Source organism: Mesorhizobium sp. L-8-10 (genome assembly GCF_016756635.1).
Taxonomy (GTDB): domain Bacteria; phylum Pseudomonadota; class Alphaproteobacteria; order Rhizobiales; family Rhizobiaceae.
In genome coordinates, this window is record NZ_AP023263.1 from 671,335 (window position 1) to 692,993 (window position 21,659).

Below are 21,659 nucleotides of genomic sequence, written 5' to 3' on the forward strand. Positions count from 1 at the left end.
TTGAAATCTATTGTCGAAATCTCGCAGGGTAACTTAGGGGAACGGGGAATGCGCATGAGCTCGAGACTGGCCGCGGCCGCGTCGATCGTGATGTTTCTGGGAGGGCAGGCGGCGAGTGCCGATCTCAACACCGGTGCCGCAGTGGAATATTGCAGGATTGCGGGAACCTCGAACCTGATCCTCACGGAAAGCGACACGACGTTGAAGAACGAAGTGGTCCGGCTGATGGATGAGGCGATCGCAGTCGCCAAGAGCGACCAATGGATCAACTCGTCCAGGCCGGCCTTCCTGTGGGCTTCGGAAGCGAAGGTCGCCTGCGGTATGGCTTATGGCTACCTGAAGACGAGTTATCGCGACGAGGACACCATCAACAAGTGCGAGTGCTTCCACAACCGGATGGTCGAGTACATGAACTGACCCGCCGGTCTCGGGCGCGCATGTTCGCAACGCCGATTGGCGGACCATGGGTCTTGCCATGCGTCCATCGCTATCTTTCCTCGACCTTCGTTTCGCCGAAGGCCCGGGATCCGGCCGGCAATGTGCGATCGCTGGGCACGATCGCCTCCTGCGGGGAACACACCGATATGCCGGGGAGGCGGAGTCCGCCACAGCGATCCGATTCTCGGGAGGGTAATGGGTGAATTTCGCAATAAGGCCCCCTGCGCTGAAGGCGTGTGGGTTTTGCTTCCTTCTTTTGGCCTCGGCCTGGCTGTCCGGCTGCCAGTCGGAGGGTGATGCCGCCGACGCGCTCGATCCAAATTCCTTGGCGGCAGAACCGGCATCGAGGGCTGCAGCGCCAGCGGCCGAGAGCAAGAACCTCGGAACAGGGCAGGTCAAAGTTGCCATGCTGTTGCCGCTTTCCGCGCCGGGACCTCTCGGAGAGAGCGGAGCACGAATGCGTGACGCCGCGACGCTCGCCATGAACGACATGGGCAACAATCTGATCACGCTGACCATCATGGACACCGGTGGGCAGGACGCGAGGGCAAAGCAGCTTGCACAGCAGGCGATGAGTTCGGGCGCGGCGGCCATTCTCGGCCCTGTCGAGCCACAGGCGTCGCGGCAACTGGCGGCCATCTCCGGAACCCGGCGGCCCCCGGTGCTGTCGCTTGCCGAGGATTATCTCGGGCGCGGAAACCGGGTCTATGGCGTCACTCTGAACGAAGCCGACAGTGCCGCGGCCGGGGCAGCGGCCGTTGCCGGCATGGGAGCCAGAAAATTCGCGCTGATCGTGCCGGAAGGTGCAGCCGGCCAGCGGGTCGAACAACGGGTTACCAACGCTGTCGCCAATGTCGGCGGGTCGCTCGCGATCACACTTCGCTTCGGTCCCGCGACGGCATCGCCGCTGAAGGTCGCTGCGGATCTTGCCTCCATTGTCGACTCGCCCGACGCGATCGTCATCGCGACCGGTGGGGCCGACCCTCGGCCACTCGTGGCGGCGTTGAAGGGCAGCGGGCTCGTCAAAGGCGATATGCGGATCATCGGCTCACACCGTTGGCTTGACCATCCCCTGGATGATCAAACGCTTGACGGTGCCTTGATAGCGACCCTCGACAGCGACGAAATCGGCCCGGTGAGACAGCGTTTCCGGCAGGCGTACAATCGCGATCCCGGTCTTGACGGAGCCTATGCTTATGATGTCGTCGCACTGGCAGCAGGTCTGGTGAGCGCACGGGGCCCCGCCGGGTTTGCTCCAGAAACGCTTCAGACGCCGTCCGGGTTTCGTGGTTCCACGGGAGTGTTCCGCTTCCGGCCGGATGGCTCGAGCGAACGGTCAATGCCGCTCCATCGCATCGAGCAAGGTCAATTGAAGATTGTCGTCAAGGCGGTCAGAGCATTCTGACGGATGAGCCGACGACTGCTTCGGTGCAGAACGGGCTTGGGCAGGTGGACGGGGGCCATCCTCTTCCTCGACCGTCTGCGGCCTTCGGATCGGTCACGGCATGGAACCTCGGATCGGCACGCGCTCCGCTTCGCTGCGTGCGCGCGTCCGTGGATGACGAAGCGGATATGTCGCCGCCGATCAGACGCGACCAGTCTGTCGTGTACTGTGAAAGGATTCTGAATCCTTTTCACGCGATATGCAGTCAGTTCCGCTCTCACGCCGCAAGCGCGGCGCATTTGGCGCAGGTGCCGCGGAACTCGATGACCGCCTTCTTGGCGACGAAGCCCGTGGAGCGCACCCACTGGTCGAGCCGCTCGCCGACCATTTCGTCGGAGAATTCCGTGACCTGGCCGCAGGAATCGCAGATCGCGAAGGCGGTCATGCGGTGGCCGTGGTCATGCGGCTTCGAGCAGGCGACGAAGGCGTTCAGGCTTTCGAGGCGGTGGACGAAACCTTCCTTCATCAGCGCATCGAGCGCGCGGTAAACCTGCAGCGGCGCACGAAAGCCGTGCTCACGCAGCAGGTCGAGCAGCGTGTAGGCGCTGAGCGGACCGGGGGCCGCCTCGAGCTTGTCGAGCACGAGCTGCTGGTTCTTGGTCAGCGCCACCTTGGCCGTCATGCCGTTCCTGTCCCTGCGGTCATCGCATCAGATCGCATGATGCGACGCTCTTGTCATCGTCGTCCCAATAGATAGCAAGCCACGGCCATTTTCCCAAATGCCGCCAAGACGGCACGGCGCGACCCTTGTTTCGCTGGTAGTTTCGGCGCGCGCGGTTGCGCCAGACGAGCAGGCGCCTCGAGGGCGGCCAGAAGGACGGAACTGACATAGCCGAGCACGCCGAGCAGGATCACGCCGGCATGGAGGTCCGGGGCGCGGAAGGGCCGGCAGCGAGCAGTATCCAGTTGCCGAGCCCATCCCGGCCCGGTAGAGGCCGATGAAGCTCGCGACCATCGGTCGGCCGGACTGGACGTCGAGCACATCGGCGTGCTGAAGAACAAGGTCGTGCGCCGGAAAAACTGACACATCTGCAACGGAGGAAACCCATGGCCCGCCGCATCATCGACCTGTCGGTCTCGATCGCCAACGATATTCCGGCCGATCCGCCGATCCAGATCCCGGCGATCACCTATATCGACCACAAGCAGAGCCTGGGCGACCTGCTCAACTTCTTTCCCGGCCTCAAGGCCGAGGACCTGCCCGACGGCGAAGGCTGGGCGGTCGAACGCGTCGTCCTGTCGACCCACAACGGGACCCATCTCGACGCCCCCTGGCACTACCACTCCACCCAGGACCACGGCAAACCATCGATGCGCATCGACGAGGTGCCGCTCGACTGGTGCTTCCAGCCGGGCGTGAAGCTCGACTTCCGCCACCTCCCGGACGGTTACGTCGTCACGGCGGCCGATGTCGAAGCGGAGTTGGCGCGCATCGGCCACAGCCTGCAGCCGCTGGAGATCGTGGTTGTGAACACATCCGCCGGCGCCAAATTCGGCCAGCCCGACTATGTGGCGAGCGGCTGCGGCATGGGCTACGAAGCGACCATGTACCTGCTCGACCGCGGCGTCAGGGTGACCGGCACCGACGGCTGGAGCTGGGACGCGCCCTTCGTCCATACCGCCAGGAAATACAGGGAGACCGGCGACGCCTCGCTGATCTGGGAAGGCCACAAGGCCGGACGCCACACCGGCTACTGTCACATCGAGAAGCTGCACAGGCTGGAGGAGCTCCCCTCGACCGGCTTCATGGTGAGCTGCTTCCCGGTCAAGATCGAGAAGGCCTCCGCCGGCTGGACGCGGGCCGTGGCGATCCTGGAGGATTGAGGGGCCGTCAGGAAGCGGCGGGCTGCCTTCGCTTCGCGAAGACAGCTTACCCCTCATCCGACCTCGCCCTCGCGGGCGAGGCCACCTTCTCCCGCAAGGGGAGAAGGCAGGGGCTTGGTTTTGCCGGCTATGCAAACCACCAGCGTAGACGATTGGCCGAGACCTTGCGGCAGGCGCTCCCTTCTCCCCTGTGGGAGAAGGTGGCCGCGCCCACGGGTCTTGCCTTCGGCAAGCCCGAGGACAGGCTCCGCGCGGTCGGATGAGGGGTATGCCTGGGCACAAGCCCCGACACTATCACCCGCCTCGTCTTGCATAAACGAAATGATCGAAATCGGCCGCCAGCCCCGCCCCGCTGGTGTCGAAGGCGGCCATGCCGATGAAGGCGCCGGTGAAGGAGCCGTGCTCGCCGCGGCCGCCTTCGTCTGAGATGACGCTGGCATCGAGCACCGGGCCGGCCTTCATCCAGTCGCCGCCGTCGCGATACCAGAATTGCAGGATCGCGCCGTCGACCTCGGCCGCCAGACCGATCGCTCCCGCCGCGCTGAGCGGCAGCGGGTCGGAGAGCGGGAAGGTCAGCCGGCCGTCCGGCCAGTCGCCGGGACAGGAGAGGATGGTCAGCACGCGGCCATGCCGGGCATCGTGGGTGACCCCGAGGAAGTGGAACTTGTGGCGGTTGTAGTAATGCGTCAGGCCGGCTGCCTGCTGGAAGGTCTCAGGCGCGAAGGCAAGCTCGGTTTTGGCGCGGAACGAGAAATGCTGTTGACGGCGGGCAACCAGCGCCTGCTCGTACCAACTGCCGATCGATTCGCGTCCGAAGAGCCGCAGCGAGCCGGGCTTTTCCGTCAGCGAGAAAAGACGCTCCGGATAGGGGGTGCGCAGCCATTGGAAATCACGCGGCAGGTCCGCACCGTCGAAATCATAATGGACAAGCTCCGGCTCGGGCGCGCGCGCCGAGGGCACCGGCGCCGCAACTTCGACCTCCGGCACAGGGCCGCCATGGGCGAGCCGAAGCCAGCCGTCCTCGCCCCAGACGCATTTCTGGATCGCCGTTTCGCGGCCGAGCGGCGAACGTCGCAGCCCCGGCAATGGACGCGAGCAGAGATGCGTGTGGTAGACCTCGCCCTGCGGCGTCTCCACGATCTGCCCATGCCCGGCGCGCTGCAGCATGGCATCGGGCGCATCCTTCGAGGTGATGAGGTGTATGTCGGGGTGGAGTTCGTAAGGGCCTTCGATCCGGCGCGACCGGGCCATGGTCACCGCATGGTCATAGCCCGTGCCGCCTTCGGCCGTGGTGAGATAATACCAGCCCTCGCGCTTGAAGAGGTGCGGCCCCTCCACCAGGCCGTGGGCGCTGCCGGCGAAGATGTTCCTTACCGGCCCGACCAGCTTCCTTGCCTCCGGATCGTATTGCTGAAGAAGTATGCCGGCAAAGGATGGATGTTTCGGACTGCCACCGACTCCGGTGGAGATGTGGTTCCAGACCATGTTGAGGAACCATTTCCTGCCGTCGTCGTCATGGAACAGCGACGGGTCGAAGCCGCTGGAATTGACCCGGACGGGGTCAGACCAGGGACCGTCGATGGAAGGCGCCGTCACGATGTAGTTGTGGCTGTCCTTGAAACTGCCGTCGAGCCGTTTGACGTCGGTATAGACCAGCCAGAACAGGCCGTCGGCGAAGGAGAGGCACGGCGCCCAGATGCCGCCGGAATCGGGATTGCCGCGCATATCGAGCTGCGCGGCGCGGCCGAGCGGGCGCTTCACCAGCCGCCAGTTCACGAGATCGGTGGAATGATGGATCTGGACGCCGGGATACCATTCGAAGGTCGATGTCGCGATATAGTAATCCAATCCCACCCGGCAGATCGACGGGTCGGGATTGAAGCCAGGCAGGATCGGATTCTGGATCATCGCATCTCTTTGTTTTTACGCAGTTCCGGACGCAAAACCGCTTCGCACTTTTGTTGCAATTGCCCTATTTCTTGCGGGCCGGGCCCTTGCGTTCGGCAGACGCCGCCCACAGGTTGACATCGGCCTCGCGCGCGTAGCGATCGATCTCGGCGAGTTCGGCTTCGGAGAAATCGCGGTTTTTCAACGCACCGACGCAGTCTTCGATCTGCTCGGGCCGGCTGGCGCCGATCAGCGCGGAGGTGACGCGGCCGCCGCGCAGCACCCAGGCGAGCGCCATCTGGGCCAGCGTCTGTCCGCGGCGCCCGGCTATGTCGTTGAGCGCGCGGATATTGGCCAGCGTGGCGTCGTTGAGGAAATCGGGGCGCAACGACTTGTCCTGCGTGGCGCGGCTGCCTTCGGGCACACCCTTCAGATATTTGTCCGTCAGCATGCCCTGGGCCAGCGGCGTGAAGGCGATCGAGCCGATGCCGAGCCCATCAAGCGTGCCGAGCAGCCCGTCATCCTCGACCCAGCGGTTGATCATGGAATAGCTGGGCTGATGGATCAGGCAGGGCGTGCCGAGCTGCCGCAATATATCGGCTGCGTCGCGCGTGCGCTGCGCATTGTAGGAGGAAATGCCGGCATACAGCGCTTTGCCCGAACGCACCGCCTGGTCGAGGGCCATCATCGTCTCCTCGAGCGGCGTCTCCGGGTCAAAGCGGTGCGAATAGAAGATATCGACATAGTCTGTTCCCATCCGCTTCAGGCTCTGGTCGAGGCTGGCCAGCAGATATTTGCGGCTGCCCCACTCGCCATAGGGACCCGCCCACATCTCGTAACCCGCCTTGGTCGAGATGATCAGTTCGTCGCGGTAACCGGCGAAATCGGTGCGCAGTATCTCGCCGAAGGCTTCTTCGGCCGATCCGGGCGGCGGCCCGTAATTGTTGGCGAGGTCGAAATGGGTGATGCCGAGGTCGAAGGCCTTCCGGCACATTGCCCGCTTCACTTGGTGCGGCGTGTCGCCGCCGAAATTGTGCCAGAGGCCGAGCGAGATCGCGGGCAGCTTCAGCCCCGAGCGGCCACAGCGATTGTAGATCATCGATTCATAGCGGTTTTCGGCCGGCTGCCAGGGCATGGTTGTTCCTCATTGTCTAGGTGCGTCCGTCGAGGCTCGCTTCGCTCGCACCTCAGGATGAGGGAGGTTTACGCTACCGATCGAAACTTGGCTCGTTCGAGGAAAGTAGACGGTACCGCGGTCTTCGAAGCATCCTATCGCGAGGCTCGCTTTGCAATCGCCATATCTCAGAACCCGAGTTTCAGCGCAACCTCCCTCATCCTGAGGTGCGAGCGAAGCGAGCCTCGAAGGACCCATGGCTATTTCTTCGTCTTGGCCAGCAGCGCTTTCGCCTCCTTCACGCCGAGCGCCGCAGGACGTTCGCAGGTGGTCTGCATGGCCACGAACTTGCCGGTCTCACCCGATTTCAGGATACCGGTCATGACATCGACGGCGTGCAGGGCGGCTTCCATGGAGCAGCGGTGCGGACGCCCCTCACGAATCGCGATCGCCATGTCGGCAAGGCCGGCAGCACGATAATTGGCCAGCATGCCGATGGCATGCTTCTGGTTGGGGACGCTGAAGGGGTGGTCCCATTTCGGCAGCTTCTTCACGGCGTCACCGCGCCTGGTGTAGCGAACCGTCCCGCCGAAGAAGTTCGGATCGGGCACATAGATCGTGCCCTCCTCGCCGAAAAGCTCCATCGGCGCATGTCCGTGTTGCCAGACGTCCCAGCTCGCATTGAAGGAGACGGCGGCGCCGTTGTGGAATTCGAGCAGGGCATGGATCGTGGTCGGCGTGTCGACCGGGATCTTCTGGCCGAAGCGCGGCTTCGAAGTGATGGTGCGCTCCCGGACCGGTATGGTGGCGAGTGCGGCGACCTGCTTCACCGGACCGATGAGCTGGATCAGATTGCCGATATAGTAGGGTCCCAGATCGAGGATCGGTCCTCCGCCCCGCTTGAAGAAAAAGTCGGGATTGGGGTGCCAGTGCTCCATGCCGTGGCTCATCACATGGCAGGTGCCCGAGGTGATGCGCCCCAGCTTGCCGGAATCGACCAGGCTGCGGGCGAGCTGATGCGCCCCGCCGAGGAAGGTGTCGGGCGCCGAGCCGATACTCAGGCCCTTCTTCACAGCGCGCTTGGCAAGATCGAGCCCTTCCTTGACGGAGAGCACGAAGGGCTTTTCCGAATAGACATGCTTGCCTGCGTCAAGGATCTGCCGCGATACCTCGTAGTGGACTGCGGGCACGGTCAGGTTGACGACGATATCGATGTCGTCGGCGCGCAAGAGGTCGTCGACGGTCTCGGCCCGCAGCTTGAACTCCTTCGCGCGGGCGCGCGCAACATCAATGTCGATGTCGGCGCAGGCGCGCATCTCGATACCGCGGAACAGCGGGGCAAGGCCGAAATAGGCAGCGGAGATATTGCCGCAGCCGATTACGCCGATGCCGAGTTTCTTTGCCATGGATGGTAGCTCCTAGAATGTCTTGGCCGAAGCGATCGAGCGGGCGGCGAAGCGCTCGAAGTCGCTCGGATTGTCGTGCTCCACGATGAAATGCCTCGCCGGCGTCTTCTCGCGCAAAGCGCGGACAAGCCCACGCCAGTCGACCGTGCCGTGGCCGACATCGGCCCAGCCGTCCTCATCGGCCGCCTCGCCCTTCGGCGCGATGTCCTTGACGTGGACGGCGACGATCCGGGAACCATAGTCGTCGATCCAGCGCAGCGGGTCGGCGCCGCCGCGGATCACCCAGGCGACGTCGATCTCCCAGCCGATCTCGGGCGCGGCATCGAGAATGTGCTTCTGGGGGATCGACCCGTCGGCGAGCGGCTTGAATTCGAAGTCGTGATTGTGCCAGGCGAAGCCGAAGCCTTCCTTGCGCACGGTATCGCCGATGCTGGCCAGGCGCTTGCCGAAGGCCTGCCAGCCCGCAGCGTCGGACGGGCGTTGGTCCGGCATCAGGAAGGGGCAGGCGATCAGCTTGATTCCGAGTGTTTCTGCAAGCTTGCGCGCGCCGGCGAAATCGTTCTCAAGCATCTCGATGGAAAAATGCCCCGTCGGCATGGAGAGCCCGTTCCGGTCGAGGGTGGCGCGTAAGGCCTCGGCGTCGCCATAGACGCCGCCGAAACCCTCCACCTGGCTGTAACCCAGCCGCGCAAGCGTCTCCAGGACACCGTCCCAGGGCCGGAAGTTGCGCGCGCTATAGAGCTGAAATGACCAGTCCATCGTCTTCCTCATGCGTGATCGTTGGGATGTCAGAGCCTGTCGCCGGTATCGCCGTCGAACAGCGAAACCCGGGCGGGATCGAAGCCGATGCGCACCTTGTCGCCGACGGCGAGATGCCGATCAGCCTCGACGCGGAACGACAGAGGCTGGCCGCCGAGCCCGGTCCAGACAAGCGTGTCCGAACCCATCGGCTCGACAACCTCCACTCCAGCCTCGAAGGCGAAGGCGTAGGCCCGGCCGTCGTCGGCAAAGCCGATATGTTCCGGCCTGACGCCGAGCGTAACGTCGCTGCCAGGCAGGGCATCCCTGCTGAAGCGGTAGCGGTCGAGCGGGACCGCGGCGTCGCCCGCCTTGAACAGCGGAACGGCGCCCGGCTCGATCCGGCCTTCGATGAAGTTCATGCCCGGCGAGCCGATGAAACCGGCGACGTAGCGGTTCACCGGGTTGTTGTAGATGGCCTGCGGCGCGTCGAGCTGCTGTATGGCGCCGCCTTTCATGACGGCGATGCGGTCGGCGAGCGTGAGCGCCTCGATCTGGTCGTGGGTGACATAGATCATGGTGTTGCCCAGCCGCTGGTGCAGGCGCTTGATCTCCACGCGCAGCTCGGAGCGCAGCTTGGCGTCGAGATTGGAGAGCGGCTCATCGAAGAGGAAGACGTCGACATCGCGCACCAGTGCCCGTCCGATCGCCACGCGCTGGCGCTGGCCGCCCGAGAGCGCCGCGGGCCTGCGCTGGAGCAGCGGCTCGATCTGCAGGATCCCGGATGCCTTCGCGACGCGCCGGGCGATCTCGTCCTTCGGCAGGCCGGCATTGCGCAGGCCGAAGGACAGGTTCCCTTCGACGGTCATCTGCGGATAGAGCGCATAGGACTGGAACACCATGCCGATGCCTCTGTCCTTGGGTTCCTCCCAGGTGACGTTCCTGCCCTTGATGAAGATCTGGCCCTTCGACACGTCGAGCAGACCGGCGATGCAGTTGAGCAAGGTGGACTTGCCGCAGCCGGACGGGCCGAGCAGCACCAGGAACTCGCCTTCGGTAACGTCGAGGGACAGCTTCTTCAAGACTTCGACGGCACCGAAGTTCAGCGAGACATCCTTGACCTGAACGCTCGTCATCGGCTCAGCCTTTCACCGCGCCCGCGGCAATGCCGCGCACGAAGAGTTTTCCGGAGATGAAATAGATGATCAGGGGAACGAGTCCGGTAATCAGGGTCGCTGCCATGTTCACGTTGTATTCCTTCACTCCCTGCACGGAGTTGACGATGTTGTTGAGCTGGACGGTCATCGGATAGGTGTCGGGGCGCGTGTAGACGACGCCGAACAAGAAATCGTTCCAGATGCCGGTAACCTGGATGATGAGAGCTACGACGAAGATCGGCAGGCTCATGGGAACCATGATGCCCAGATAGATGCGCCAGAAGCCTGCACCGTCGACGCGCGCCGCCTTGAACAATTCTTCCGGCAGCGAGGCGAAGTAGTTGCGGAAGAGAAGCGTATTGATCGGCATACCGAAGATCGAGTGAACGACCACGAGGCCCCAGAGGCTGCCGTAGAGCCCGATCTCCCGCAACACGATCACAATCGGATAGATCATCACCTGGTAGGGGATGAAGGCGCCGACGATCAGAACTGTGAAGAAGAAGTTCGCGCCCTTGAAACGCCAGTTGGCCAGCGCATAGCCGTTCACCGACGCGATGGCGATGGACAGGATTACCGACGGGACGGTGATGCGGACCGAATTCCAGAAGCCTCTGCTCAAGCCGTCGCAATTGAGACCGGTGCAAGCGGTGGCCCAGGCTTTGACCCAGGGCTCGAACGTTACCTCGAGCGGCAGCGCAAAAATGTTGCCGACGCGGATTTCCGGCATACCCTTGAGCGACGTCACGATCATGACGTAGAGCGGCAGCAGATAGTAAACGGCCGCGACGAAGAGCGTGCCGTATACGACAATGTTGCGGCGCGAAATGACGCGGCGAGGTTTCGGCCCCCAAGGCCCGGAATAGGCGGCGGCTGCAGGCAGCTTTGTACCGGCAACGTCGAGGACAGCAGTATCAGCCACGCTTCCTCCCTCCGAATTCGAGATAAACCCACGGGACGACCACGATGATCACCGACAGGAGCATCATGGTCGACGCGGCAAACCCTTGGCCGAGGTTCTGGGACGAGAACATGTGATCATAGACATATTTGGCCGGTACTTCGGATGAGATGCCCGGACCGCCGCTCGTTTGCGCGACGACGAGATCATAGACCCTGACTATACCGGACGCGATGATCACGAGGGTCGTGACAAAGACCGGCCGCATCATCGGTATGACGATGAAAAGATAGGTCTTCCACATCGGTATGCCGTCGACCCGGGCGGCCTTCCAGATGTCCTCGTCGATACCGCGCAGGCCGGCCAGCATCAGGCACATGACCAGGCCGGTGCCTTGCCACAGTCCGGCAATCAGGACGCCGTAGATGACGATGTCAGGATTGTAGAGAGGATCGAAGGTGAAGCTCTCCCAGCCGAGGCGGCGAACCACGCCCTGAATGCCGAACTCGGGGTTCAGCAGCCACTGCCAGATGAGGCCGGTGACGATGAAGGAAAGGGCGAAAGGATAGAGGAAAATGGTCCGGAAGGTATTCTCGAAGCGAATCTTCTGGTCGAGCAGAGCGGCCAGGATGAAGCCGACGACCAGCGAAAAGACCAACGTGCAAATGCCGTAGACGAACAGGTTCTGGATCGAGACGAGCCATCGCGGCGTCGACCAAAGCCGCTCATACTGGTCGAGGCCCACGAAAGTGAGCCGCGGCAGCAGCTTGGAATTGGTAAAGGAGTAGAAGACCGTCCAGATTGTCCCGCCGACGAAGATAACGACCGCCGTCAGTATCATTGGAATCGAGGCGATTTTTGAGTTCAGGTTCCGGAAAAGCTGGCTTGGTCGTCCAGTCGGATCTTCCGCCACTGGCTGCCTCCGCAGAAAGGTCACGAAATCCCGAACTCGCCAGCCCCGCGACGATGAAGCTGGCGAGTTCCGTCGTTCTTATGCTTGCTCAGTCCGCGGTGCCGACGATCTCAGCGAACCGCTTCTGTGCGGCTTCAGGCGTCATGCTGGGCGTATTGAAGAACTCCACGAACAGATCATTGATCTGGTTGAGTGAGTCCTGGCTCATGAGTTGCTCGCCGGACGGAATGGTGCCGCCTTTGGCCAGGATGGCCAGACCTTTCTTCATGCAGTCATTCGCGGCCCCCAGGTCAATGTCACCCCTGATCGGCAGAGACCCCTTCTTGAGGTTGAACGCGACCTGCGTCTTCGGATCGAGCAGGGCCGAAGCGAGCGCCTCCTGCGCCTTCGACTTCCCCTCATCCGCGAGCTTGGGGAAATAGAAGGCATCGCCGCCGGTCGAGATGACCTCGTGCATGCCCAAGCCCGGCAGGCAGGTATAATCCTTGCCAGCGACCTGGCCGGCGACCTGGAACTCGCCCTGCGCCCAATCACCCATGATCTGCCCGCCCGCCTGGCCGGTGATCACCAGATTGGTTGCCTGATTCCAGTCCTGCACATTCGACTTGGCGGCCATCTTGCGCGCATTGTCGGCAGCCGCGAAAACCTTGGCCACTTCCGGGCCCGCGGCCACTTCGGCATCCTTGTCGCCATAGACCTTCTGGTAAACGTCCGGTCCGCCGATCGCGACCATAAGAACGCGCAGCGCGCCTCCCGACTGCCAGGGCTGACCGCCGATGGCGAGCGGGATCTTGCCGGCCTTTTCGAGCGCCGGCGCAGCCGCGACGAACTCATCCCAGTTCTTGGGCACCGGCACTCCGGCATCCTCGAAGGCCTTGTTCGAAAGCCACAGCCACTCCCAGGAATGGATATTCACAGGCGCGCAATAGATCTTGCCGTCAACGGTGCAGCTATCGAGCAGGCTCTTGGGTTGGACGAGGTTGGCCCAGCCTTCCTTGTTGGCGAGATCGGTGAGGTCTCGCAGCAGTCCCGCTTGGATCAGTTCTTCGGTCTGACGGCCGTGGTTGAACTGGGTCGCGCCCATCGGGTCACCGCCGGTGATGCGGCTGATCATGATTGGACGGGCAGTATTGCCGCCGCCGGCGACGGCGCCATCGACCCATTTGTTGCCTGTCGCGTCGAAAGCCTTGGCGAGTTCGGCGACGGCGGCTGCTTCGCCGCCCGACGTCCACCAATGCGTGACCTCGAGATCCGTGGCGCCGGCCGGAACGGCGAAAGGCATGGCGACCGCCGCGGCAAGAGCCGTCATTCTATAACGCATAGACGTTCCTCCCTATCTGAAACGTTACAGATTTTGTGTAGGCGAAATGTCCAGCCCACGCAACCCTTGTCAGGGTCCTCGTCAGGTTTTTTTTCGAGGCTCGAAGAAAAGGCACCAAGAAACGCTGCGTTGCAACATGGATGCGGGCAGCGCAGCATGAAATTCGCGGTCGAAATCCAGGGGGGTCTCCTATGTCAGCTCCAGCATCCTGTGACGCCTGACGGTGTCTCGCCGTGACGCGATCACAATCTGAAACGTTACAGGCTATTGCATCGGATTGTTCTCCCGATGCATTGTCCGATCTATTGCGGATTCGCAGGACCATCGCTAAGCGACACTCATGAACCGACGGCTCCGGCAGGACGATATAGGAGCGGAGGCGCCAGCTGAAGGCGGGCGACCGACGCTGAAGACGCTCGCCTTCATGACGGGACTTGGCGTCACTACCGTCTCGCGTGCGCTGAAGGATGCACCTGAGATCGGCGCCGAGACCCGTCGGCGGGTGCAACTCGTGGCCAAGCAGATCGGCTACCGGCCAAACCGGGCCGGCGTGCGCCTGCGCACCGGCAAGACCAACGTCATCAGCCTGGTGCTCAACACGGAAGAGCAGATCGGCGGCTTCGTGTCCGACATCATCTATGGCATCTCCGAGTTCCTCGCAGGCACGCCATACCACCTGATCGTCACCCCCTATTCGCGCAGCAACGATCCGCTCGAACCAGTCCGCTACATCGTCGAGACCGGCTCGGCCGACGGCATCATCATCTCGCGAACCCAGCCGGACGACCCCAGGGTGCGCTACATGGTCGAGCGCGGCATGCCTTTCGCAACGCATGGCCGCACCGCGATGGGCATCGACCACCCGTTCCATGATTTCGACAATGCCGCCTTCGCGGCTGCCGCGGTGCGCAAGCTTCACAAGCTCGGCCGCAAGCGCATCGCGCTGCTCGCGCCGCCCTCCTCGCTGAGCTACCATCACCATATGCGCGAAGGCTTTCTCGACGCGCTCATGGAGTGCGGCCTGTCCGAGATCCCGCTGACTGGCGTGACCGTCGACCATTCCATCGACGAGATCCGCGAGCGCACCGTGGCGCTGATGCGCCGCGCCGTGCCGCCGGACGGCATCGTCAGCGGCGGCGGCGGAGCCACCTTCGCCCTGGTCGCCGGGCTGGAGGATGCCGGGCTGGCGCTCGGACGCGAGGTGGACATCGTGTCGAAGCAGACCTCGCGGCTGCTGCAGCTGTTCCGCCCGGCGCTCCATGTCGTCAACGAGGACGTCCGGCTGGCCGGTTTCGAACTGGCGCGCGCGGTCACCTCAAGCATCGGGGGCGCGGGCGTGAAATCGCTGCAGAGCCTTAGCAAGCCCGACGCCGCCGAGCCCCGCTTGTGAACAAGGCTTTTCCCACGATCCAGGACGTGGCGCGCGCGGCCAAAGTGTCGACGGCTACGGTGAGCCGTGCGCTGTCGGCGCCCGAGCGGGTGTCGGAGGACACCCGCCGCCAGGTGATCGAGGCGATCGAGCGGACCGGCTATGCCGTCAACCAGACGGCGCGCAATCTGAGGCGCAAGCAGACCGGCGCGGTGGTCGTCCTGGTGCCCAACCTCGGCAATCCGTTCTTCTCGAAGATCCTTGCCGGCATCGAGGCGACGGCGTCGAAGGCGGGGCTCAACGTGCTGATCGCGGATACGCGCCAGCCGCATGCGGGCGCGGACCGGCTCGGCGAATATCTGCACAACAACCGCGCCGACGGCATGATCGTCCTCGACGGATCGCTGTCGGCGGATTTCTTCTCGCGCCCCGGCCGCGCCACGCCGCCGGTCGTCTTCTGCTGCGAGTGGAACGACAATGCGGGGCTGCCCTCGGTGCGATGCGACAATTCCGGGGGAGCAGCACTCGCCGTCCGCCATCTCCACCAGCTCGGCCATCGCCGGATCGGTCACATATTGGGACCCCGGGACAATGTGCTGACCCATGAGCGACGGCGTGGCACGGAAGCCGCCCTGGCCAAGCTCGGACTCGCGCTGCGGCCGGACTGGGTCTTCGACGGCGACTTCTCGCTGGCCGCGGGAGCACAGGCCGGCCGGGCCTGGCTGGCGCTCGCCGAGCGCCCCACCGCGGTCACCTCTTCCAACGACGAGATGGCCTGCGGCTTCATCGCCGAGCTTCACCGCCATGGCGTCTCGGTGCCGGCGGATGTCTCGGTCGTCGGTTTCGACGACATCGACATCGCCGAGCAGTTCATCCCGGCGCTGACGACGGTCCATCAGCCGCGCAACGACATCGGCGAAACCGCCGCAGCCGCGCTGATCTCACGCATCGGCGAGGGCAAGGCCGGGCTGGAGACGCCGGCCCGCACCAGGGTGCTCGACGTCGAACTGGTGGTGCGGGCGAGCACGCGCGCGATCGACCAGCAATAGGCCCAATCTTCGACCGATGGTGCGGCGCTGCCTCGGGGCAGAGGCGCGGCGACGGGTCAAAATCAAATCAAGATCAATCGGACTAGCTAATGGCGTATTTCGGGGTCCGTCGCCGTTTTGCACGGCCAGGACGAGATTATACGGATGTGTTGATCCGGCAGGTGACGGCAGGCTTCACGCAAAGCCACCGTTGGCGAGATGATCCAGATATTCATGTACCGCGTTGGCCTTGCCGTGCTCGACCAACAGTTCGGCAGTTCGACCACCGAAGGGAGCCAATGGCACGGCCTGATACCAAGCAATGGCTTGTTCCTCGCTGCCGACCCATGCGGCTACTCGCTCGACGATCTGCGCCAGATGCCTCTGCCCGTCAGATTTCCCGAGATGGTGTTCAGTCGTGTCTTGCCGAGAGATTTCCATATATGCCCTAGCGCTCCCGAATGCGTCTTCATATCACGCAGCAAGTACGCAGAGAGGCGCATCAACCTCCGCTTCCCCACGGCCCGTGAAAGGCCCCTTCGGCGTCGACACGCTCGAAGCCATGCGCGCCGAAGAAGTCGCGCTGGGCCTGGATCAGGTTCGACGTGCCGCGTCCCTGGCGGTAGCCGTCGAAATAGGCGAGCGCCGAAGACAGCGCCGGAACCGGCAGACCGGCCTCAACGGCTTGTGCCACGATGCGGCGCAGCGACGGGTGCGCCTCTTTCATCATCTCCACGAAGGCCGGCGCCATGAGCAGATTGGCGGCCGAGTCGCTGGTTCCGAAGGCTTCCGCGATGCGGCCGAGGAACTGGGAACGGATGATGCAGCCGGCCCGCCAGATCTTCGCGATGGTCGGCAGCGGGAGGTTCCAGCCGAACTCCTTCGAGGCCGCGTCCATCACGGCGAAGCCCTGCGCATAGGCCGCTATCTTGCCGGCAAAAAGCGCAAGCTCGAGATCGGCAAGTAGCGCCTTCCGATCGCCGGCGAGCCGCGTCGCAGGCACGCCGAAGACAGCCTCCGCAGCCGTTCGCTCGCCTTTCATGGCCGAAAGCACGCGTGCCGCAACAGCCGCCTCGATGGCCGTCGCCGGCACACCGAGCGTCTGCGCCTCGATGACGGACCATTTGCCGGTACCCTTCTGCCCGGCGCGGTCGAGGATGATGTCGACGACGGGCGACCCCGTCCCGGGGTCATCGGCGGCCAGAACAGTCGCGGTGATCTCGATCAGGTAAGAATTCAGCCGGCCACGATTCCAGTCGTCGAAGACTGGCGCGATCTCCTTGGCCGACAGGCCGAGCCCGTCGCGCAGCATGCCGTAGATCTCGGCGATCATCTGCATGTCGGCATATTCGATGCCGTTGTGGATGGTCTTGACGAAGTGGCCGGCGCCGTCGGTGCCCAGCCACGCCGCGCAGGGTTCGCCTTCATATTTCGCCGAGATGGCGGTGAGCACGTCCTCGACCCGACGCCAGGATTCCTCTGTTCCGCCGACCATGATCGACGGCCCGTGGCGCGCGCCTTCCTCGCCGCCCGAGACCCCCATGCCGATGAAGGTAAGGCCGGAATCCTTCAACTCGGCGAAGCGTCGCATCGTGTCGCGGAAATTGGCGTTGCCTGCGTCGATGACGATATCGCGCGCCGAAAGAACGCTGCGCAGCAGCGCGATCTGCCCGTCGACCGCCTGGCCCGCCTGCACCATGACGATGACCGGCCGCGGCGGCCGGATCGCCTCGGCCAGCGCCTCGATCGTATGGCACGGCACGATCCTCTCCTTGAGGCTGCCCGCCTGCCCATAGAAGGCATCGGTGCGCGACGTCGTGCGGTTGAATACGGCGACCCGGTGACCCTTTTCCGCGATATTGAGCGCGAGATTGGAACCCATGACGCCAAGGCCGATCAAACCGATATCGGCTTTGTTTTCCATTGTCTTTTCCTTCGGATCGCGTGGCAGGTCTGACGTGGGCGGCGATGATCGACCGCCGGCCGCCATTCGTCAACCTGACGTCAGGACAGGAATTCGAGCCGCGCAGGGGTGAAGCAGTCGATCAGCCGCCCATGGGCCAAGGCCTTGCATCCGTGCACCACGCCGGAAGGCACGATGAAGCTCTGGCCAGCATCGAGGGTCGTCGTCTCGGCGCCGATCGTCACCTCGAAGGCGCCTTCGGCCACATAACTCGCCTGAACATGCGGGTGGGAATGGAGCGAACCGACAGCGCCCTTTTCGAAGGCGACCTCGACCAACATCATTCGGTCGTCATGGGCGAGCAGGCGCCTGCGTATGCCGGGCTCGGCCGGCGTCCAGTCGTGTTCGGAAGGTTTCACGAAAATGGGGCTCGCCATCATCTGCTCCTCTCTGCCATCCGGGTGGACGCTGCGCATCCGCCCCGGCCTCAATCGCCGGCGCGGCCCATCCGGGCCGCTTGGCTTCGCGCTACCGCATCGGCCCGAAATCGAACTCGATTTTCGGAAGGCACGATGCATAACTAATAGTGGCAGACCGTCCTTTGCGCGTCCAAGTAGACGCGCGGCGCTCTGCAGGCGTGGGCCACGCCGTCGCGCGCTTCAATGGTCGATAAATCGACCATTGGCATCATCCGCGCCCGAAGCCGGTCATCGCAGGTCCTCCATCGGCACCATGTCGACATCGGCATAGTCGACATTGTCGCCAGCCATCGCCCAGATGAAACTGTAGCTGGACGTGCCAGCCCCGCTGTGGACCGACCAGCCCGGAGACAGAACCGCCTGTTCGTTGGCCACCACGAGATGGCGGGTCTCCTCCGGCTCGCCCATGAAATGGAAGACGCGGCCCTGCTCGGGCAGGCCGAAATAAAGATACGCCTCCGAGCGACGATCGTGGACATGGCATGGCATGGTGTTCCAGACGGAACCTTCGGCCAGCACGGTCATGCCGACGACGAGCTGGCAGGATTCCATCACGTCGGGGTGGACGAACTGGTGGATCGAACGCTCGTTGGCGGTGGCGCGCTCGCCGAGGTCGAGCCGCCGGGCGTCGCCGATGCGGATGAGCCGCGGCGGGATCTCCTTGTGGGCCGGGGCGCTGAGCAGATAGAACTTTGCCGGCTTCCGCCCGTCGACGCTCGCGAAGCGCACCGGCCCGGAACCCTTGCCCAGATAGAGCATGTCGCGATGGCTCAGCGGGTAGGATCGCCCGCCTGCCGTCACGCTGCCCTCGCCGCCGACATTGACGACCGTCATTTCCCGGCGGTCGAGCAGATCCGGCGTGCCGGCTTGCCTGACCTGCCGAAGATCGATGGCGCCTGCAGCGGGCATCGCGCCGCCGACGATCAGCCGGTCGAGATGAGAATAGGTAAGCCTGATCTCGCCAGGCACAAAAAGCGTCTCGACCAGGAATGCCGCGCGCAGTCCGGCCGTGTCGAACGCCTTGGCTGTCTTCGGATCGATCGCGTGGCGCGTCTCCACAAGCATCATGCCGTTGCTCTCCATCGTATCCTGTCGCGCGCTCAAAGCTTGCCCGGGAACAGCCGCTCGAGATCGCCGCCGCTCTGCAGCAGTCCGTGATAGCGTTTCTGGCTGGCCGAGAGATGGCGGCGCATGGCGTCACGCGCGGCACCCGGGTCGCTCTCCGATATCGCGTCCATGATGGCCCGATGCTCGGACTGAAGCCTGGCCTGGTATTCCTCGGACTGGAGCAGCCCGGAGGAGAACGACGTGACCAGATCGCGCGGGATCGTGCGCCGGCCGAGCACGTCGAGTATCTCGACGTAGAAGGGATTGTTGGTAGCCTGGGCGATCGCACGATGGAAGGCAAAGTCGGCGGCGCCTGTCGGCTCGCGCCGCTGCAACAGGTTCTCGAAATCGCCGAAGGCTTCATTGATCTCCGCCATCTGCGAAGGCGACCGGCGTTGCGCGGCGAGCGCGGCCGACTCGATCTCGATCGCCATGCGCACTTCGAGCACGTTGAGCACGAGCGAGACCTTGCCGCTCAGATCCGCGACCAGGCTCTCCAGGGCCAGTGGGGCGTTGTCGTTGACGAATACGCCGGCACCCTGGCGAGGAACGACGAGCCCGTCGGCCGCGAGGCGCGTCACCGCCTCGCGCACCACGGTCCTGCTGACGCCGAACTCGCCGCTCAGTTGATGTTCGGTCGGCAGCTTGCTGCCGGGCGACAGCTGGCCCGACGCGATCTGACGCCTGAGCGTTTCGACCAGCCGGTCTGCGAGCTTGGGGCGTCTCTGAACATCGCTATCGAGCGCCAGTTCTTCCGGTTTCATGTCTGTTCGCCTTTCCCCGGGAGTCACTTGAACATCGACGGCAGCCAAAGCGATATCGCCGGGACATAGGTCACCAGCAGGAGCACGAGCACGCCGGCGCCGTAGAACGGCCATATCGAGCGCATCGCCTCCCAGACCGAGATCTTGCCGACCGCGCAGGCGACGAACTGGACGGAGCCGACCGGCGGCGTATTCAGCCCAATGCCGAGATTGAGGATCATGATGACCCCAAAATGAACAGGGTCGATGCCGTAGGCCTGCACGACCGGCAGGAAGATCGGCGTGGTGATGATGATCATCGGCCCCATATCCATGAAGGTGCCCAGGAACAGCATCAAGAGGTTGAGCAGAAGCAGAATCGTCAGCGGATCCTCGGAGACGGCGTTGAGTGCCGCGATCAAGGCGGCCGGAACCTTCAGGAAGGCCAGAAGCCAGGAGAACGCCGCCGCCGTGCCGATGATCAAGAGCACCATCGAGGTTGTCTTCACCGCACCCAGCGTCGAATCGACGAAATGGCGCCAGCTCATCTGGCGATAGACGAAGATGGTGACCAGCAGCGCGTAGATGACGGCCATGCAGGAGCTTTCCGTGGCCGTGAAGACGCCGGAACGCACCCCGCCGAAGATGATCGCGATCAGGAGCAGGCCGGGCACGGCGACCGCGCCCAGGCGCAGGGCTGTCGACAGGCCGGGAAACGGCTCGGTCGGATAGCCGCGGGCGCGGGCGACGAAATAGGCGGTGACCATCAGCGACGCCGCGAAAAGCAGTCCCGGGACAATGCCGGCCGTGAACAGGTCCGCGATCGAGATCTTGCCGCCCGCCGAGATCGAATAGATGATCATATTGTGCGACGGCGGCAGGAGCAGCGCGATCAGCGCGGCCATCGACGTGACGTTGACGGCGTAGCCGGCGCCGTAGCCGCGCGCCTTCATCTGCGGGATCATCAGCCCGCCGACGGCCGCTGCCTCGGCCACGGCCGAGCCGGAGATGCCGCCGAACATCGTCGATGCCGCTATGTTGACCTGGCCGAGCCCGCCACGCAGATGCCCGACCAGCGCGCCGGCAAAGGCCACGATGCGCTGGGCGATGCCGCCGCGCACCATCAGGTCGCCGGCATAGATGAAGAAGGGCACGGCGATGAGCGAGAAGGCGTTCATGCCCGAATTCATGCGTTGGAAGACCACAAGCGGCGGCAACCCCATGTAAAGCACCGTAGCGAAGCTGGCGACGCCGAGACAAAACGCGATCGGCGTGCCGATCAGCATGAGCAGGGTGAAGACGCCGAAGAGGATCCAGAGCTCCATCACGCGGCTCCTTCGGCTGCGGCATCTATTTCAGCATCGACCGGAGCGCCCGAGAAACGGAGCGCCATACGCTCCAGGGAAAACAACGAGACGAGCGCTCCGCCCACGACGATCGGCACATAGTCGAAGCCGCCGGGCAGCCCGAGCGCCGGCATGGTCGAATCCCAGGTGAGGGCGACGAGCTTGGCGCCATAGACCACCATGCCGATGCCGAAAGCCAGCACCATGACGTCGGAGATCGTCCGCAACACCCCTCGCGCCCGGGGCATAGCATAGAGCAGCACGTCGAAGCCGAGATGGAAGTTGTCGCGCACACCGACGGCGGAGCCCAGGAAGATGAACCAGCTCATCAGCATGACGGAGGCAGGCTCGGTCCAGCTCGGGCTTGCGTTGAGGACGTAGCGGCCCCAGACCTGCCACGCGACGAAGCCGGTCATGAGAACGAGGCCGAAGCCCGCCAGCCATAAGGCCAGCGTCGACAGGAACGTCAGGAAACGTGCGATCTGCGGCAAGGTTGCGCGCATCGATAACCTCGGATTCGATCGTTGCAGACTATGGTTTG

The 21,659-nt window shown here is 63.9% G+C and carries 21 protein-coding genes; 5 read left to right on the forward strand and 16 right to left on the reverse strand.

Going from position 1 to position 21,659, the window contains the following annotated elements:
• Nucleotides 1–48: 48 nt before the first annotated feature.
• Together JN280_RS03000 and JN280_RS03005 are read left to right on the forward strand one after the other, a co-directional pair.
• The gene (locus tag JN280_RS03000; RefSeq protein ID WP_202310043.1) at nucleotides 49–417 is read left to right on the forward strand and encodes a hypothetical protein; all 369 of its coding nucleotides are present in this window, start codon (nucleotides 49–51) and stop codon (nucleotides 415–417) included.
• A 220-nt stretch (nucleotides 418–637) separates the two neighbouring features.
• Nucleotides 638–1,843 (forward strand): penicillin-binding protein activator, encoded by a 1,206-nt coding sequence (locus JN280_RS03005; protein ID WP_274609253.1) that lies wholly within the window; start codon nucleotides 638–640, stop codon nucleotides 1,841–1,843.
• 256 nt (nucleotides 1,844–2,099) lie between these two features.
• Here JN280_RS03005 and JN280_RS03010 read toward each other — a convergent pair whose 3' ends face one another.
• A complete protein-coding gene (locus JN280_RS03010) occupies nucleotides 2,100–2,504 on the reverse strand; it encodes a Fur family transcriptional regulator (RefSeq protein WP_202310044.1) in 405 nt (134 codons plus the stop codon).
• 425 nt (nucleotides 2,505–2,929) lie between these two features.
• Between JN280_RS03010 and JN280_RS03015 the strand changes: the two genes are divergently transcribed.
• Nucleotides 2,930–3,706 (forward strand): cyclase family protein, encoded by a 777-nt coding sequence (locus JN280_RS03015; RefSeq protein ID WP_202310045.1) that lies wholly within the window; start codon nucleotides 2,930–2,932, stop codon nucleotides 3,704–3,706.
• A gap of 294 nt (nucleotides 3,707–4,000) precedes the next feature.
• Here the strand turns inward: JN280_RS03015 and JN280_RS03020 are convergent, their stop codons facing one another.
• From JN280_RS03020 to JN280_RS03055, 8 genes are all read right to left on the reverse strand, one after another.
• Nucleotides 4,001–5,614, reverse strand: a complete 1,614-nt coding sequence (locus JN280_RS03020) for a glycoside hydrolase family 43 protein (protein ID WP_202310046.1) — start codon at nucleotides 5,612–5,614, stop codon at nucleotides 4,001–4,003.
• 64 nt (nucleotides 5,615–5,678) lie between these two features.
• Nucleotides 5,679–6,728, reverse strand: coding sequence for an L-glyceraldehyde 3-phosphate reductase (gene mgrA, locus JN280_RS03025; protein ID WP_202310047.1), 1,050 nt, complete (start codon nucleotides 6,726–6,728; stop codon nucleotides 5,679–5,681).
• Between the two features lie 239 nt (nucleotides 6,729–6,967).
• Nucleotides 6,968–8,113 (reverse strand): Gfo/Idh/MocA family protein, encoded by a 1,146-nt coding sequence (locus JN280_RS03030; RefSeq protein WP_202310048.1) that lies wholly within the window; start codon nucleotides 8,111–8,113, stop codon nucleotides 6,968–6,970.
• Nucleotides 8,114–8,125: 12 nt separating this feature from the next.
• Nucleotides 8,126–8,872: a sugar phosphate isomerase/epimerase family protein gene (locus tag JN280_RS03035; RefSeq protein ID WP_202310049.1), complete on the reverse strand. Its 747-nt coding sequence runs from the start codon at nucleotides 8,870–8,872 to the stop codon at nucleotides 8,126–8,128.
• Nucleotides 8,873–8,901: 29 nt separating this feature from the next.
• Entirely contained in the window at nucleotides 8,902–9,987 is a 1,086-nt protein-coding gene (locus JN280_RS03040) for an ABC transporter ATP-binding protein (RefSeq protein WP_202310050.1), read from the reverse strand.
• Between the two features lie 4 nt (nucleotides 9,988–9,991).
• A complete protein-coding gene (locus JN280_RS03045) occupies nucleotides 9,992–10,891 on the reverse strand; it encodes a carbohydrate ABC transporter permease (RefSeq protein ID WP_244743459.1) in 900 nt (299 codons plus the stop codon).
• A 31-nt stretch (nucleotides 10,892–10,922) separates the two neighbouring features.
• A complete protein-coding gene (locus tag JN280_RS03050; RefSeq protein ID WP_244742860.1) occupies nucleotides 10,923–11,822 on the reverse strand; it encodes a carbohydrate ABC transporter permease in 900 nt (299 codons plus the stop codon).
• Between the two features lie 88 nt (nucleotides 11,823–11,910).
• The gene (locus tag JN280_RS03055; RefSeq protein WP_202310053.1) at nucleotides 11,911–13,143 is read right to left on the reverse strand and encodes an ABC transporter substrate-binding protein; all 1,233 of its coding nucleotides are present in this window, start codon (nucleotides 13,141–13,143) and stop codon (nucleotides 11,911–11,913) included.
• A 340-nt stretch (nucleotides 13,144–13,483) separates the two neighbouring features.
• Here JN280_RS03055 and JN280_RS03060 point away from each other — a divergent pair, with 340 nt between their 5' ends.
• Together JN280_RS03060 and JN280_RS03065 are read left to right on the forward strand one after the other, a co-directional pair.
• The gene (locus tag JN280_RS03060) at nucleotides 13,484–14,533 is read left to right on the forward strand and encodes a LacI family transcriptional regulator (protein ID WP_202310054.1); all 1,050 of its coding nucleotides are present in this window, start codon (nucleotides 13,484–13,486) and stop codon (nucleotides 14,531–14,533) included.
• Entirely contained in the window at nucleotides 14,530–15,561 is a 1,032-nt protein-coding gene (locus JN280_RS03065; protein ID WP_202310055.1) for a LacI family DNA-binding transcriptional regulator, read from the forward strand. Before JN280_RS03060 ends, JN280_RS03065 begins: the two co-directional genes overlap by 4 nt.
• A 174-nt stretch (nucleotides 15,562–15,735) precedes the next feature.
• Here the strand turns inward: JN280_RS03065 and JN280_RS03070 are convergent, their stop codons facing one another.
• From JN280_RS03070 to JN280_RS03100, 7 genes are all read right to left on the reverse strand, one after another.
• On the reverse strand, nucleotides 15,736–15,981 hold the full coding sequence (locus tag JN280_RS03070) for an antitoxin Xre/MbcA/ParS toxin-binding domain-containing protein (RefSeq protein ID WP_202310056.1): 246 nt from the start codon (nucleotides 15,979–15,981) through the stop codon (nucleotides 15,736–15,738).
• A gap of 61 nt (nucleotides 15,982–16,042) precedes the next feature.
• Nucleotides 16,043–17,464: an NADP-dependent phosphogluconate dehydrogenase gene (gene gndA, locus JN280_RS03075; protein WP_202310057.1), complete on the reverse strand. Its 1,422-nt coding sequence runs from the start codon at nucleotides 17,462–17,464 to the stop codon at nucleotides 16,043–16,045.
• An 80-nt stretch (nucleotides 17,465–17,544) separates the two neighbouring features.
• A complete protein-coding gene (locus JN280_RS03080; RefSeq protein WP_202310058.1) occupies nucleotides 17,545–17,883 on the reverse strand; it encodes a cupin domain-containing protein in 339 nt (112 codons plus the stop codon).
• Between the two features lie 267 nt (nucleotides 17,884–18,150).
• Complete coding sequence (gene kduI, locus JN280_RS03085) at nucleotides 18,151–18,987, reverse strand: 5-dehydro-4-deoxy-D-glucuronate isomerase (RefSeq protein WP_202314498.1); 837 nt, start codon at nucleotides 18,985–18,987, stop codon at nucleotides 18,151–18,153.
• Between the two features lie 35 nt (nucleotides 18,988–19,022).
• A complete protein-coding gene (locus JN280_RS03090; RefSeq protein WP_202310059.1) occupies nucleotides 19,023–19,793 on the reverse strand; it encodes a FadR/GntR family transcriptional regulator in 771 nt (256 codons plus the stop codon).
• A gap of 23 nt (nucleotides 19,794–19,816) precedes the next feature.
• Nucleotides 19,817–21,097, reverse strand: coding sequence for a TRAP transporter large permease (locus JN280_RS03095; RefSeq protein ID WP_202310060.1), 1,281 nt, complete (start codon nucleotides 21,095–21,097; stop codon nucleotides 19,817–19,819).
• Nucleotides 21,097–21,621 carry a TRAP transporter small permease gene (locus tag JN280_RS03100; protein WP_202310061.1) on the reverse strand — a complete coding sequence of 175 codons (525 nt, stop codon included), beginning with the start codon at nucleotides 21,619–21,621 and terminating at the stop codon, nucleotides 21,097–21,099. Before JN280_RS03100 ends, JN280_RS03095 begins: the two co-directional genes overlap by 1 nt.
• Nucleotides 21,622–21,659: the final 38 nt, after the last annotated feature.